We start from the raw sequence: 14,357 nt of genomic DNA on the forward strand, positions 1-14,357 counted from the left end.
GCTTCAAATGCCATAGATATAGCTAAGTGAGTCTTTCCCACACCCGGAGGTCCTAGAAGAAGGATGTTATCTCCATTATGAATGTACCTTCCTGACAAAACTTCTTTGACTCTGCGCTTATCAATACTAGGTTGGAAGCTAAAGTCAAAATCATGGATGCTTTTAATGTACGGTAACTTTGCTTTCTTAAGGCGTTTTTCTAAAGCTTGTTTTTCCTTTTGTTCGATTTCTTGAGACAAAATCGTGATTAAGAAGTCCGAGTATGGTACATTATTTTTAGATGCGTCTTCGAGTAGACCATCAATTTGATCGGCGGTATAATGCCAACCGATCTTTTCTAAACGTTCAACTAAAAGGTTAGTGGTCAAGATTGATCACCTCCTTCTAGTTGCTCATACATGCGAAGAGGGCGTTGTTCCACTTCAATGTTAGTGGACTGTAAACGGCTGGGGGTCGGCAAACCAACAGTAGTCGTTTGCAGTCCTTTATAATGTTCAAGATTAATATGGTCTCGGGCCTTACCAAGCATTAGAGGATGCTTAGCTATACATTCAATAGAATCGTACACTTCTAAATGATGATCTAACGTTTCTTTAATCTTTAATTCTTGACCAACGTACCGGTAAGGTACGGAATACCGTTTCCCTTGATAAGAAATAAAACAATCCTTACTTACCGTTCTAATCTCCCAATGGTTAATAGGAAATAGCGGTTTACTGTTAGAAGCACTTAAGTATTTCTGTTCATGCTGAAAGCGAGTTTGTGGAGATTCCATGGTTGTTTGGTGAATCTTTCGATTCGCTGTTTGATTGAGCCACTTTCTCATATCTTCATTTAATGCTCTTAGTGTGGGCGTATGTTTACGCTGCATGAAATTCTTCTTTATATACCCCACCGCATTTTCTACTTTTCCTTTAGTCTGCGGTCTATACGGTTTACATGCTTTTGGAGCTATTCCATAGTAAGCTAAGAACTCTTCAAATTTTCGATTAAATCTTATTTCAATTGGATTGTGCTTAATAACAGCCGTTTTCATATTGTCATATAGAATTTGTTCTGGAACTCCGTTAAAATATGCGAATGCGTTCATATGACATTTCATTAAGGTTTCTAAATCCATACTATCCGTGAATTCAACGTATTTCATTCTTGAGTAGCTTAACACCATGGTAAATGCATAAACCTCTTTAGATTCTCCATCAACTTCAAACTTACCAACATGTCCCCAATCCATTTGAGCTTGTTTTCCAGGTGTAGTCTCATATCGTATAGTTGCTTGCTTTTTAGGACGAGCCCGATAAGGACGTACAAAATCCCGAAGGATTGTAATCTTCCCATCATAACCTAAAGCCATAATCTCTTCTAAGAGAACCTCACAGTTTGTAGTACCTTCTTTAATCCTCTTTTCTAAGTATTCTTTATAAGGATCCAGTTTACTTTGTCTCTTTTGAGTGCCTTTTTTCTTTGGCAATTCGTCAGAATTTATGTACTTACGAATGGTTTTAGGATCAAATCCGGTTTCTTCAGAAATAGCGGTGATTGTCCACCCTTTTTGATGTAACTCTCGAATCATAAAAAACTCCCCAATCTTGACCATCATCTCTACACTCCAAATCACTATGTAATATAGAAATGATTATCCGTTATTATTGGGGAATTTGAAACCGTTGTTATATGGGATTTTAGCACCGTTGCTTACAACTTTTACCATTGAAGTAAATCCATTAATGGTGCGGGTTTATTAGCGTTAGTTAACTCATGTTAAACATGTTACAAATTATCGGATATATGGGCGGCATGATGTAATAACGTCCAAAAGCTTGATATGAAGGGGTTTGCAGCCTTGTAATACTCTTGAATGACATACTTTATGTGATTTAAAACTAAAATTAAGTTCAAAGAAAAAGTCTCTCAACAAATTTTAAATTGTTGAGAGACTTTTTTAAATCTGGGTAATATAGATTGTAAGAAGGAGGATCAAACACTATTTTGAGTTAATCTCTTTTTTAATGCAGATTCCCATTAAGCTGAGCGTTTTTTAATTTTATTATCATAACCACAACCGCGACAGGACTTCCGAGGACAAATAATACAGAAAGAATAAGTGGATAGATACTTAGTGATTCAGTTGCCAATCGATAAGCTCCGACAAACCATAAAACTATACATCCGAAAATACCTGTAAGTACTTTACTTTTTTTCATAGTGACTCCTTTGCTCGTGTATTTTGCGGATTATTTTCTACATACTGCGACACCGAGAGGATAATACACATCCTCTCTAGGGGGCTCAATCGTGACTCCCCTTTGATAAAAGATTTCCACTTCGGAAAAAGAAGTGAATAGTTCCTGGAACTCTTTCTTCGACAATTGAAAGTAATGAAACGGGGAACCACAAGGATAATCTCTTCCCTTTCCGAAAGGAGTGGAGAGTATCAGCGTGCCGTCTGGTTTCAATAACTCATACATTCTCTCCATAAAAGCACGATCATCTTTCACATGCTCGATCGTTTCAAAGCATAAGATTGTATCAAATACTCCAATTTCGTTTTTTAATGAGGGGTTCATAACATTTCCTTGTTTAAAGGTAAGGAGAGGGTGATAATAATTTTGAATGGCATATTTGATCGTTTCAGAACAAATATCTATCCCAATTATTTCTTCTATATCCTTTTTCTTTTCTTTTGCTACCATGGCACTTCCGTAACCTGTTCCACAGGCGAGGTCTAGAACCCTACCCTTCACATAAGGAGTAGAAAAAGTGTACCTTGCAATGTGTTCGAGCAGTAAACTATTGGTTGGATCCATTTCTTTCGGAATAACACGTTCTCCTGTATCCTCTAACATCATACTCACCGCTTTGTTGAAATTTCAGTTCAATTATATCATATTATAATTAATTATATTTAATTTGGTATAATTGTCCTTTGTTGGTGGTCTGATTGATTAAAATGGATAGATTAGATATAGTGAAGGGAGTCCGGTTTTGAATCAGGACCCCAATCCCTGTTTCAAATGCCAAATCATTGGTTATTCCACAGCCAATGATTTTCAATGAAAAACGTGTAGCCAGGAAAGCATCTCGGCTACACGTTTTTTTTTACTTAACGACGATAACAGGAGATTGAATATACTTGACCAGCTTATGGCTGACACTACCTAAAATTAGAGTCTGGAACTTGTTTCTTCCACGACTGCCGATGACCACACAATCATAATCATGGTTGTTGGCATATTCAACAATTTCTTCAGCTGGTTCTCCGTGCAGAAGAATAATGTCCGCTTTGACTCCTTTTGATTCAATCCCTTGTATAGTTTCCATGAATCTTTCTTTGCGTTTAATGGTTGCCGTATGAGAATCCCCATACTTCAAAACATCAGATTTGGATGTGTCTCCATCTACAGCATAAATTAAATCTATTTTTACTTGGTCTTTATAGGGGGAGACCATTTTTATAGCTTGTTTAATCGCACGGCTTGAATGTTCAGAACCGTCCGTAGCTAATAAAATTTTGTTAAACATAGGTTGTTGTACTCCTTTAATTCATATTAGTGGCCAGAGCTTCTAGATACTCCACCTAACCGAGTGAGTAATCGAGAACTTTCACCGTTCAACCCTTTAAAGCTTACGTGGATGCCACTTTGCTCAAACTTTGCTTCCACACTATCTAGGGCACCAATTGCAGAATCATCCCATAAGTGAGATTCGCTTAAATCGATTTCCACATGTTCCGCCGTGTCTTTAAAGTCAATGGAATCTAAAAAGTCAGTGACAGACGCAAAGAACAATTGTCCTTGCACATAATAGATACGTTTTTTTCCTTCATTGACATAGAGAGAGAGAACACGAACTTTGGAAATCTTCACTGCGAAGAAAATCATGCTCAGAACGACTCCAGCAAGAACGCCATAGGCTAAGTTGTGAGTTAATACCACTGTTAAAACGGTAATTACCATGACAGCAGCGTCTGAAACAGGAACTTTGTGGATATTTCTTACGGAGCTCCAATCAAACGTCCCGATGGAAACCATAATCATAACCCCAGCTAGAGCAGCCATTGGAATTTGGACGACTATATCTCCGAGAACAATGATTAAGAACATGAGAACAATTCCGGCAACTAAGGAAGATAGACGGCCATTGCCGCCAGATTTTACGTTAATAACTGACTGGCCAATCATAGCACAACCGGCCATACCGCCAAAGCAACCAGTAACGATATTGGCGAATCCTTGTCCACGGCTCTCCTTATTCTGATTACTATCTGTATCTGTCATATCATCAACAATAGATGAGGTTAATAACGATTCGAGTAACCCTACAATGGTCAAAGCTAAGGCATAAGGGAAAATAATCATCAGAGTTTCAAAGTTTAATGGGATATTAGGCAATGCAAACATTGGAAGGGTTTGGGTTAATTCTCCCATATCCCCAACGTTTCTTACTCCTATATTCATCCAAATCACAATTGCCGATACGACTACGATTGCTACAAGAGTAGAAGGGATGGCTTTTGAAACTAAAGGAAGTAGATAGATAATAGCTAGCGTTAAACCGACAAGAGCATAGATAATCCATGGTTCATTTTTAAAGTGCTGTAATTGAGAAGTGAAAATTAGGATTCCTAATGCATTGACGAATCCTACCATTACTGACCGTGGAATGAACTTCATGAAGCGAGCTAATTTAAATACACCAAACAGAACTTGAAGAACACCGGTTAAGATCGTGGTGGCTAACAAATATTCAATGCCATGTTGTGCGACTAACGTGATCATGACTAAAGCCATAGCTCCTGTAGCACCAGAAATCATACCCGGACGTCCACCCATAAAAGCAATGACTACAGAAATACAGAACGAAGCATAAAGTCCCACCATCGGATCTACTCCAGCGATAATGGAGAATGCAATGGCTTCAGGAATAAGAGCCAAGGCTACAACGATTCCCGAGAGAACGTCTCCTTTAACGTTCCCAAGCCAATTTTCTTTAATAGATAATGTCGACATAAATACCCTCTTTCTTAAATGGATTTTATTTGAGGACTACTGAGTCTCGCAGTAGCCAAGTTTGTATAAAATAGAATAATTGATTGTTTTTATTTCTTCTTCTTTTATAACTGACTATAATAGAGTATAAGATAATGATTTGGATTGCAATGCCATTTTGAATGTTAAGCGTTTACATTAATAAAAAATTTACAATAGCGTTTAAAAAGGGAGATGAATGCAATGTTTAGTCGAATATTGTTAGCCTCTGATGGATCTGCACATGCGGTACGTGCTGCAAAAAATGCTGCGCATCTAGCTTTAGCGAATAATGATTCTATCGTTACAGTTCTATATTCTATAGATGGCTCCACATCTAAATCAGACATTTTAAAAGAAGTTAGTAAAGAATCTCTGTTGCAAAAAAGAAGCGAGCGGTTAGAAGCTACGGTAGATGTTTTAAAGGAAAGAGATGTATCCTATGAAGTTAAAATTATAAAAGGTGATCCAGGTCCAACGATTGTTAAGTACGCTAATCAAAATCAATTTGATGTCGTGGTAATTGGCAGTCGAGGGTTAAACGGTCTTCAAGAAATGGTGTTGGGAAGTGTGAGTCACAAAGTGGCCAAACGAGCTCAATGTCCTGTTCTAATTGTGAAATAAACCCATGAGAAAAGGAGAACACATATGCCGTGTTCTCCTAAAGGAATAATTATGGTTCTCCGTCTACACCATGATCTTCATAAGGAGCGTCAATTTTATGAAGCAACACCCGAAGAGTCCTCTTACTTGAAAATACCATTCAATTATAATAAATTATAAATGAAATAAATAATTTATAAACCATTTAACTGAAGAGAGTGCGTTTATAGGGCAATCTATGTTTTGTGTCAATGGTGTAAAGGGAAGGGAAAGGTTGGGAGGCAAATACTAGGCGTGACCATTAAGGTAAAATGTAAAAAGTGTAAGGGAGAGGGAGGTGTGCCAGAGACGTTACTTCCTAAATAAATCAAGTTGAGATATGGCCACAAAGAGTTTAAACTGTATATAAACACTTCAGTTAAAGGAAGGTCTACTCATGGAAAACGAACAAGAGATCATGACAATATCCCAGGTAGCAGAATATTTACAAATTAGTGAAGTCACTACATATAAATTAGTCCAAGAAGGCCGGATTCCAGGATTTAAAATCGGTCGTCATTGGAGAGTGAAAAAAGAGGACTTAAGAGAGCACATTAGGAAACTCCAGCACGGAGAACACCTATAGGATTTAAATTGGATATAGGATGTTGAAACCAGTTATGAATATAGCTGGTTTATTTTATTGTACGTATGATTCGCTAGTTTTTAAAAGGAAGAGGTAAAATATGAAGAAACCAATAAGAAGTGAGGCTCCGGTCTCAACACCGTTCTATTATGGCTGGATGATCGTTGCGGTAGCTGGATTAAGTATGTTCTTTTCTGGACCAGGACAAACCTATTCGATATCGATTTTTATTGAGCATTATATTAGTGATTTTGATTACTCCCGGTCCCTAGTTTCAGGATTATACTCCTCAGCGACATTGTGTGCGGGATTAACACTGTTTTTAGTTGGAAGACTTGTAGATCGCTGGGGGCAGCGAACCATGATGACCATAGCAGGCTCATTATTAGCTGTTGCTTGTTTTTGGAATGCTTTCATGGCAGGGGCCATCATGATGTTCTTAGGGTTTTTCATGTTGCGATTATTTGGACAGGGATCCTTAACACTTATCCCGAATACGCTTGTACCTCAATGGTTCATTGGGAAAAGAGGAAGAGCTTTAAGTGTCATGGCCATCGGCGGGTTCGCAAGTTCAGCTTTGTTACCCATCTTGAATAGTTGGTTGATTGATGCAACTGGATGGAGAATGACATGGACCATCTGGGGTCTTTTACTTCTCATCGTTTTCGTTCCCATCGCTTATTATTTTGTTCGTAATCAACCGAAAGATGTTGGTGAGATTCCTGATGGGACTCCAAAAGATCTTCAAAATGATCAAGAAAGCTCGACTATTGAAGTTAATGAAATTAGTTGGACCCTCAAGGAAGCCATGAGCACAAAAGCATTTTGGCTCATTCTATTCTGTGTCAGTGTACCTGCTTTGGTCAATACTGGAGTTACTTTTCACCTAGTCTCTATTGCAGAAGGGAAAGGATTAGGGGATTCCGTAGCAGCTTTGGTATTATCTATGATGGCCATTATTGGATTTCCTGTAACCTTTTTAGTCGGTTATCTTGTGGATCGTGTCCCTGTTCATTATGTATTAGCCATCACATTTGGGGGACATGTTATAGCTCTATTAGTGCTTTTACAAGTAAGTTCTTGGACGGGCGCGGTTATTTACGGAGTGGTATGGGGCATTGTGAATGGATTTGAGAGAATTGTATTAAGTATCGTGTGGCCCAATTACTTTGGAAGAGAACACTTAGGAAGTATTAAAGGGTTAGCTCAAACCGTAATGGTGTTAGGATCAGCCTTTGGCCCTCTTCCATTTGGAATCTTTTATGATTGGTTTGGAGGATATCAGGAAATTCTCTGGGTAATGATTTCCTTGCCGTTATTAGCAGCTATTTTCTCTCTGCTATCGCCTAAACCTTCTTATTCAAATTGAGGTAGGATGCTTGAATAAAGGAGTTAGCTTTGAATTGCATAATTGAAATTAATGACATACTTTTTGACATACTTTCATTCATGTTTTGTTTTCTTTCAATAGACTAAATTATTGCTTTGACCTTTTGGAAGTGATTATAATGAGGTTTTTCGATCCTTATATTACTTTTTTAATGAAGCGAAACCATGGGCGGCATGATGTAATAACGCCCAAAATGCTTCTATGAAGGGGTTTATTGACCTTCATCATCACTGATTGACATACTTTTTGTCATTCAAAAAACAAAATATCCTATTTTAGTTAGCCTCTCATAAGTTCACTGAACTTTTGAGAGGCTTTTTATATTGACTCAGGAAAAACATAAGGAAAGAAAATGAAGGCCCAAACTTATATATGACCTTACTATCATTTAGAAAGGCCTTGCTACTTTCAGTAAGGCTTTTAGTATTTGGTGTTTATTGCCATGGAATTGAGCCTCTAATAAAGACTACAGCCGGTTGAGATCAATTATCTGATGACTGATGAATAATAAGAGGTGATGGAAAGTCTATATTCAAAAAGTCATAACAATGAAACTTTTACTTAGTGCACTGAATTTTTTAGAAAATTTAATGAATTTGTTGACTATCAGTAGGATTGATATTATCATTATTATCATAAGTTGATAAAAAAATAATCAAAAGTTTACCTTTTTCGGATCGTTTCAATCTTCATTTGGTGGTTTTGGGTTAAGTTTTGGTTTTTTAGTTCCAAGATTTAAATGAAGGAGGCATTAGAAGGAATTATTAGTTTTCATTAAATTCACTACATGAAGAAAGAGGGGGAGAATATGAAGCTTGCCTTTAATGAGGCAACTACATTGGAAAACTCAAATTTGGAAGATGATTTGATATTGTGTGAAAAACACGGCTTTGACTTTATTGAAATCCGTTTGGATAAATTGAAAGAATACTTAATTACACACTCCGTAGGTGACCTGCAAAACTTTTTTTCCTCGGCAAATTTGAAACCGCTATCATTAAATGCATTGGAAGAATTCACCTTTAGAAATCAGACAGAGTTTAATTTGATGAAGCAAGATCTTTCTCTGATGTCAGAGGTAGCAACCGCTATCGACTGTGACACCATTGTAGCCGTACCCACATTTGGTATTGAAAAAGACTGGGAGGAGATAAAGCGAGAAACAGTAGTCAGACTTAGAGAATTCTTGGATCTCATCAAAGGCACAGATTTGAAGCTTGCTCTAGAGTTTGTAGGTTATCCAGATTGCTCTATCAATACACTGGATAAAGCTCAAGAGGTTGTAGAGGTAGTTGGTAATCCTCAGGTCGGACTTGTTTTGGATTGTTTTCATTTTTACGCCATGAACTCCAGCTATGAAGCTTTGAAAAATCTATCAATCGATGACTTGTTTCTTTTTCACATCGATGACTGTGAAGGGAAATTACCGGGAGTATTAAGAGATCACCATCGGTTATGGCCGGGAGAAGGGGTAATTCCTTTAGAAACCATCATTACTTTACTTTATGAAAAAGGTTTTGAAGGTCCTGCTTCTGTTGAATTGTTCCGTCCAGAATATTGGGAGTTAGAAGCTGAAAAGTGTATTAGCAAAGCTAAAGACAAAACGATCCATCTATTGGAAAAGGCTTTGCAAAAAATACTTAAATAAAGGAGAATACGAATGAAAAAATTAGTGGTATTGTTTGCGGTTTTGACTTTGTCTATATTGGCCGCTTGTGGTGGGAATGAAGAAACTTCGGGTGAAGGGTCTGATACAATTTCAGTTGCTATGGTAGCTGGGGTGGAATCTGCTGCTATTAAACAAATGGTTTCTGAATTCGAGAAAGAAACTGGGATGGAAGTAGAGTGGAATGAATTTGATTACAACACACTTTATGAGCGTATATACAATGATTTACGGAATGGCGGAGAAACTTATGACGTTATATTTGCAGACGATCCGTGGATGCCGATGTTTGCTGGAGGAGGGTTCCTCACACCTTTAGATGAACTTGGTTACGATCCAGATGAGGACTTTGTAGAAACTTCCCGTCAGGTTACTATGTGGCCAGCCCCGGATAGCCCTCGTCTACCTGGATCTGATGAGAGTGAAGAGCCAAGGTACTATGGTGTACCACAAGTGGGTAATGTGCAACTTTTCTTCTATCGAAAAGATATTCTTAGCAATATCCCTGAAACTTGGGAGGATCTGGAGACAGCAATGGAGGAGCACAAGGATGAAATTGAATACGGATTCGTCCATCGAGGAGCTAGAGGAAATCCTATCGCTACCAATTTTAACGCGTTCTTATGGTCGCATGGTGCTGATTTCTTTGATGACGAATGGAATGTAACGTTAGACAGCCCGGAAGCCATTGCCGCCTTAGAACGATACTTAAGTTTTGTTGACTATGCGCCAGAAGGAATTGGAAGCTATAATGCTGATGAAATAGGACGTGCTATGGCTGGTGGTGATGGACTGTCCTCAATTGTTTGGCCAGCATGGGGAGAAACAATGGAAGATGAGTCCAAATCAGAGGTTGTTGGAAAAATGGGTTATGGGTTAGTACCTAAAGCGGAAGGAAAAGAACATGCGCCGATGATCGGAAACTGGATCTTTAGCATTCCGGAAGGTTCTGATAATAAGGAAAATGCGTTGGAATTTATTGAATGGGCGTCCTCTAAAGAAGTGCAAACTGAAATGACGAAACTCGGCGGAATTCCGACTCGCTCCAGTGTATTGACAGATGAAGAATTACTTAAAGACTACCCTTATTTGGCTGCGGTAGAGGAAGGTCTGCAGAATGCTAAATGGCGTCCGCGTACTCCATTATATTCTCAAGTAGAACAGATTTATGGCACCTATCTGAATAAAGCGATTACGGGTGATTTGGATGCAGAAGAAGCACTGACAGGAGCGGCAAATGATATAAGAGACGTGATGGAGGAAAACGGTTATTAAATTTAAAGAAAAGAGAGGAATGATATTTTCCTCTCTTAATCTCATTAGGGGTGAGTTAAATGAATATCAAGGGAGAGACAATCATGAAGATTTTTCCCACTAAAAAGGAAAAGAAACCTGCTCCTGGCTTGTCCAGTGACAGGAAACTGTCTGGGATATTATTAACCCCGACGCTCTTACTGCTAGCTTTATTAACATTGTTCCCTATTGGTTATGCTGTCTATATTTCATTCTCGTCTTTTGATACATTCGGTAACTATACTGGTTTTGCCGGGATGCAGAATTACGCAAAGACATTTACCAGCAGTATTTTTTGGAACTCTATCTTGGTTACATTACTATTCACTGCTCTTGCTGTGGGATCCCAAATCTTTTTAGGATTTAACTTGGCCTTGGTTATGTCTAAAGATGGCGCAGCAATGAGGTATTTGCGATGGCTGCTTATTATTCCGATGATGCTTTCCCCACTTGTTGTAGCGATTGTATTTAAATTAATGTTGCATACTGAGATGGGAATAATCAACTATATGCTGCAAAGTATCGGAATACCGAAAGTGAATTTCTTAGGTGAACCAGTTCTTGCCTTTCTATCATTAGTAGTCGTGGACATATGGCAGTGGACACCGATGGTTTTCTTAATCATTTTAGCTGGAATGCAATCACTACCTAAAGATCCATTTGAAGCAGCAGATATTGACGGTGCTTCTAAATGGCAAGTCATCCGATATGTCATGATTCCCATGTTAAAACCGGTGCTAGTCGTTGCACTAGTTATTCGTACCATGGATGCTTTAAGAACATTTGACCAAGTATTCGTTCTTACTCAAGGTGGGCCAGGACAAGCGACAGAGACTGTCAGTTTCCTAATGTACCGTCAAGCCATGAAGTTCTCGGACTTTGGTTTTGCTGCGGCAGGTTTATTAGTCGTCTTAGTGATTACGATTATTATCTCTTCATTACTTATTAAAATGATGAATTCCTCACAAGCACCTAATTAGAAAGGGGTACAAGTATGGCTGCTATTTCCTCAAAGAATGAAGGTTGGAAACTTAAATTGCTGCGTGGTTCTTTCTTGACAGCTGCAATTCTTTTTATCCTTTTTCCTCTTTACTGGATGGTAATAACAAGCTTTAAAACGGAAGGTGAGCTTTTTGCGGACCAACAAACGTTCTTTCCGCAAAATTTCACGCTACAGTATTATCTTGATCCGGTGGAGGGCATATTTTCACCGAATAATCCATTTATGCAGTTCTTTATAAACAGTACTATCGTATCATTTGCTTCAACATTATTATGTTTAACGATTGGTGCTTTTTCTGCCTATAGCCTTGCACGATTTAAAATGAAAGGAAAAAGAAATGAAAGGCTATCATTTATGATTCTTACGGCGAGAATGTTGCCACCGATCGTCATTGTAGTTCCGCTTTATTTAATTATGCAGCAACTAGGGTTATTAAATACTCTATGGGCGATGTTGATCGTGTATACAGGTTTTAACCTTCCATTCGTTGTATGGATGCTGAAAGCGTTTTTTGAAGAAATACCAAAGTCTTTGGAGGAATCGGCTATGATCGATGGATCCTCTCGCTTTATGGCATTTATTAAAATTGTCCTTCCGTTGGCTCTTCCAGGTCTTGTAGCTACATCCATTTTCACTGTTATTCTTACCTGGAATGAATTTTTATTTGCGATGTTCCTATTAAATAATACGGATGTCATGACGTTGCCTGCGGGGATTTCTACCTTCATTACACAGTACAAAACAAACTGGGGTGCATTGACGGCAGCAGCCTCTATGTCGATCCTTCCAGTATTGATTTTCTCATTTCTGGTACAAAAGCATTTGGTTAAAGGAATGACCATGGGAGCAGTTAAAGGATAAGTATAATATTTTCTAGGTGTGTAATTAGACCACCCCGAATCCTTCCAAAACCTGGAGGTATCGGGGTGGTCGTTTGTTTACCTCGCGTTTTTCAAGTTCCAGTGGGTCTACGTTTATTCATTGAGTGGTCTGTTTAAAATGTATAATTCTGGGCTAACTAGTGTATATAGGGGATTCATTATGTTTGAAAAAAATGTGTGTAATATATAAATTAGGAAATATAAATATTTCGGAGGTAGGCGCGATGAAAAACGTTATCGTAGTATGTGAAGCCGGCATTACAACAAGTTTATTAGTGACAAAACTGAACGAATTAGCTGAAGAGAATGATAAAGAAATCCATATCAATTCGAAAAGCACGGAAGTAGGCTTGGAATATGTGAAAGAAGTGCCTGTTGATGCTGTTCTTCTTGTACCCCAGATCCATCATAAAGAAGAAGAATACAGGAAGGTCACTAATGGAAAAGTGGTTAAGGTTTCAGTGAGTGATTTTAACAATATGAATGCATACAGTATTTTTGAGCAGCTGAATGAGGTTATATAAAAATGGACGTCGATATTACGGCGTTTATGCCGCTAATTACGGAGTCTGCCCAGGCAAAGAATAATGCCTTTGAAGCATTAACTTGTGCGAAAGAGGGAGATAGGGAAGGATACTATGAAAAGATGTCTCTCTCTAAGAAGTTTCTGCTCAATGCTCATAAAGAGCAGACGAATATTCTGAGTTTGAATGCAAGGACAGAAGAGATTCCTATAACTGTTTATTTAATCCATGCAATGGATCATGTTTCGAATGCTCAAATGGTTCATGAGCTTGTTAAGGAATTAGCCGACCTTCATCTTAATAAATAGCTATAGGTGAAATGAAAAAGGAAGGCCTGGAATTCATGAAAAAGAATCCTTGGCCTTCCTTATATAGATTGGGATCAAAGATTAATTATGATAGCTCTCCGGTCAGAAATTGAGCCTTTCCTCCACCGAAACTCCAATCGTTATCGTCGTTAGACGATATAGATATCATTAAATCAGCTGGACTGATATTACACTTTTTATCAAGATCTTTAGCCAGGTTTTCGTAGAATTTAGTAATCTGTTTTTTGGTTCTTTCTCTTGAAATCATATGAATCAAGAGAAAGTTGTCTGTTCGTTCATACCCCAATCCTGTGTCTTCCATCACCATTTGATGCTTTTTATGCTCATGAACGAGTTGGTAGCGGTCACTTGCAGGAACTTCAAATGCCTCGACCATTACCTCATGGGTAACATTGAGTATATGTTTTATTTCTTCTTCACTCTTACCTTCAAATACATGAAATTTTAATAAAGGCATAATTTTTTCTCCTTTCTATAATAAAACGATATTCGTGTTAGATTCCTTAATTGCATTAACGTATGATTGGTCAACCTCATTATTTGTAACGATGGTATGGAGATCTTCTAAATTACAATAAGTATACAGGGAAGTCTTTCCAAATTTTGAATGGTCGATTAGTAGATAGACATCCTGTGCTCGCTTGCATACCAATTTTTTAATTCTGTTTTCCAACAAATCCGAATTAGAAGCTCCATTATCAAGAGAAAATGCTGTTGCTGACATAAATGCTTTATTGATATTGAACTTACTTATTGTCTGATCATCTGAAATCCCTGTAAATGATTTTGTGGATCTTTTGTAAGTTTCTCCAATGATGATAAGGCTGACATTAGGAAGTTCAACAGCTTTATTAATGACTTCCAAACTGTTCGTAATTAAAGTGAATTCGATTTCCTCACCTAAGTTATCAAGTACAAAGTGTGTAGTCGTACCAGAGTCCAAATAAACGATGTCGTGTTGCTCGATAAATTGACCACAATGTTGTCCGATTTTTCTTTTCTCTTTTAGTTGGCTA

General features: G+C 37.9%; 16 protein-coding genes. 9 read left to right on the top strand and 7 right to left on the bottom strand.

What is annotated here, in order from left to right; all coding sequences use genetic code 11:
* The 5 genes from LD39_RS03745 to LD39_RS03770 all read right to left on the bottom strand — a co-directional run.
* On the bottom strand, positions 1-368 hold a 368-nt coding region (locus LD39_RS03745), incomplete at its 3' end, for an ATP-binding protein (RefSeq protein WP_035543032.1).
* On the bottom strand, positions 365-1,597 hold the full coding sequence (istA, locus tag LD39_RS03750) for an IS21 family transposase (RefSeq protein WP_035543047.1): 1,233 nt from the start codon (positions 1,595-1,597) through the stop codon (positions 365-367). The genes LD39_RS03745 and istA, both read right to left, overlap by 4 nt.
* A 637-nt stretch (positions 1,598-2,234) precedes the next feature.
* A complete protein-coding gene (locus LD39_RS03760) occupies positions 2,235-2,846 on the bottom strand; it encodes a bifunctional 2-polyprenyl-6-hydroxyphenol methylase/3-demethylubiquinol 3-O-methyltransferase UbiG (protein ID WP_035543034.1) in 612 nt (203 codons plus the stop codon).
* Between the two features lie 253 nt (positions 2,847-3,099).
* On the bottom strand, positions 3,100-3,522 hold the full coding sequence (locus LD39_RS03765; protein ID WP_035543035.1) for a universal stress protein: 423 nt from the start codon (positions 3,520-3,522) through the stop codon (positions 3,100-3,102).
* A gap of 26 nt (positions 3,523-3,548) precedes the next feature.
* Positions 3,549-5,009 carry a SulP family inorganic anion transporter gene (locus tag LD39_RS03770; protein WP_035543037.1) on the bottom strand — a complete coding sequence of 487 codons (1,461 nt, stop codon included), beginning with the start codon at positions 5,007-5,009 and terminating at the stop codon, positions 3,549-3,551.
* A gap of 222 nt (positions 5,010-5,231) precedes the next feature.
* On the opposite strand from LD39_RS03770, the gene LD39_RS03775 reads away from it, so the two are divergent.
* The 9 genes from LD39_RS03775 to LD39_RS03815 all read left to right on the top strand — a co-directional run bounded on the left by LD39_RS03775 (position 5,232) and on the right by LD39_RS03815 (position 13,320).
* A complete protein-coding gene (locus LD39_RS03775; RefSeq protein WP_035543039.1) occupies positions 5,232-5,651 on the top strand; it encodes a universal stress protein in 420 nt (139 codons plus the stop codon).
* Between the two features lie 415 nt (positions 5,652-6,066).
* A complete protein-coding gene (locus LD39_RS03780; RefSeq protein WP_035543040.1) occupies positions 6,067-6,255 on the top strand; it encodes a helix-turn-helix domain-containing protein in 189 nt (62 codons plus the stop codon).
* A gap of 100 nt (positions 6,256-6,355) precedes the next feature.
* Positions 6,356-7,624: an MFS transporter gene (locus LD39_RS03785; protein WP_035543041.1), complete on the top strand. Its 1,269-nt coding sequence runs from the start codon at positions 6,356-6,358 to the stop codon at positions 7,622-7,624.
* 829 nt (positions 7,625-8,453) lie between these two features.
* Entirely contained in the window at positions 8,454-9,293 is an 840-nt protein-coding gene (locus LD39_RS03790; protein WP_035543042.1) for a sugar phosphate isomerase/epimerase, read from the top strand.
* Between the two features lie 12 nt (positions 9,294-9,305).
* Complete coding sequence (locus LD39_RS03795) at positions 9,306-10,586, top strand: extracellular solute-binding protein (RefSeq protein ID WP_035543043.1); 1,281 nt, start codon at positions 9,306-9,308, stop codon at positions 10,584-10,586.
* Between the two features lie 83 nt (positions 10,587-10,669).
* Positions 10,670-11,584 (top strand): carbohydrate ABC transporter permease, encoded by a 915-nt coding sequence (locus LD39_RS03800; RefSeq protein ID WP_197061384.1) that lies wholly within the window; start codon positions 10,670-10,672, stop codon positions 11,582-11,584.
* Positions 11,585-11,598: 14 nt separating this feature from the next.
* A complete protein-coding gene (locus tag LD39_RS03805; protein WP_052158721.1) occupies positions 11,599-12,468 on the top strand; it encodes a carbohydrate ABC transporter permease in 870 nt (289 codons plus the stop codon).
* Between the two features lie 244 nt (positions 12,469-12,712).
* The gene (locus LD39_RS03810; RefSeq protein ID WP_035543044.1) at positions 12,713-13,012 is read left to right on the top strand and encodes a PTS sugar transporter subunit IIB; all 300 of its coding nucleotides are present in this window, start codon (positions 12,713-12,715) and stop codon (positions 13,010-13,012) included.
* Between the two features lie 2 nt (positions 13,013-13,014).
* Positions 13,015-13,320 carry a PTS lactose/cellobiose transporter subunit IIA gene (locus LD39_RS03815; protein WP_052158722.1) on the top strand — a complete coding sequence of 102 codons (306 nt, stop codon included), beginning with the start codon at positions 13,015-13,017 and terminating at the stop codon, positions 13,318-13,320.
* An 85-nt stretch (positions 13,321-13,405) separates the two neighbouring features.
* Here the strand turns inward: LD39_RS03815 and LD39_RS03820 are convergent, their stop codons facing one another.
* Positions 13,406-13,798 carry a tautomerase family protein gene (locus tag LD39_RS03820; protein WP_035543045.1) on the bottom strand — a complete coding sequence of 131 codons (393 nt, stop codon included), beginning with the start codon at positions 13,796-13,798 and terminating at the stop codon, positions 13,406-13,408.
* A gap of 15 nt (positions 13,799-13,813) precedes the next feature.
* Positions 13,814-14,357: DeoR/GlpR family DNA-binding transcription regulator (locus LD39_RS03825; protein ID WP_035543046.1), on the bottom strand; the 544-nt coding region annotated here is incomplete at its 5' end.

Source organism: Halobacillus sp. BBL2006 (assembly GCF_000786645.1).
In the GTDB taxonomy this organism is placed as follows: Bacteria; Bacillota; Bacilli; order Bacillales; family Halobacillaceae; genus Halobacillus.

Bases quoted from the DNA above. Each gene is read 5' to 3' on its own strand.
- istA (WP_035543047.1), bottom strand. From the start codon at position 1,597: ATGGTCAAGATTGGGGAGTTTTTTATGATTCGAGAGTTACATCAAAAA.
- LD39_RS03760 (WP_035543034.1), bottom strand. From the start codon at position 2,846: ATGTTAGAGGATACAGGAGAACGTGTTATTCCGAAAGAAATGGATCCA.
- LD39_RS03765 (WP_035543035.1), bottom strand. From the start codon at position 3,522: ATGTTTAACAAAATTTTATTAGCTACGGACGGTTCTGAACATTCAAGC.
- LD39_RS03770 (WP_035543037.1), bottom strand. From the start codon at position 5,009: ATGTCGACATTATCTATTAAAGAAAATTGGCTTGGGAACGTTAAAGGA.
- LD39_RS03775 (WP_035543039.1), top strand. From the start codon at position 5,232: ATGTTTAGTCGAATATTGTTAGCCTCTGATGGATCTGCACATGCGGTA.
- LD39_RS03780 (WP_035543040.1), top strand. From the start codon at position 6,067: ATGGAAAACGAACAAGAGATCATGACAATATCCCAGGTAGCAGAATAT.
- LD39_RS03785 (WP_035543041.1), top strand. From the start codon at position 6,356: ATGAAGAAACCAATAAGAAGTGAGGCTCCGGTCTCAACACCGTTCTAT.
- LD39_RS03790 (WP_035543042.1), top strand. From the start codon at position 8,454: ATGAAGCTTGCCTTTAATGAGGCAACTACATTGGAAAACTCAAATTTG.
- LD39_RS03795 (WP_035543043.1), top strand. From the start codon at position 9,306: ATGAAAAAATTAGTGGTATTGTTTGCGGTTTTGACTTTGTCTATATTG.
- LD39_RS03800 (WP_197061384.1), top strand. From the start codon at position 10,670: ATGAAGATTTTTCCCACTAAAAAGGAAAAGAAACCTGCTCCTGGCTTG.
- LD39_RS03805 (WP_052158721.1), top strand. From the start codon at position 11,599: ATGGCTGCTATTTCCTCAAAGAATGAAGGTTGGAAACTTAAATTGCTG.
- LD39_RS03810 (WP_035543044.1), top strand. From the start codon at position 12,713: ATGAAAAACGTTATCGTAGTATGTGAAGCCGGCATTACAACAAGTTTA.
- LD39_RS03815 (WP_052158722.1), top strand. From the start codon at position 13,015: ATGGACGTCGATATTACGGCGTTTATGCCGCTAATTACGGAGTCTGCC.
- LD39_RS03820 (WP_035543045.1), bottom strand. From the start codon at position 13,798: ATGCCTTTATTAAAATTTCATGTATTTGAAGGTAAGAGTGAAGAAGAA.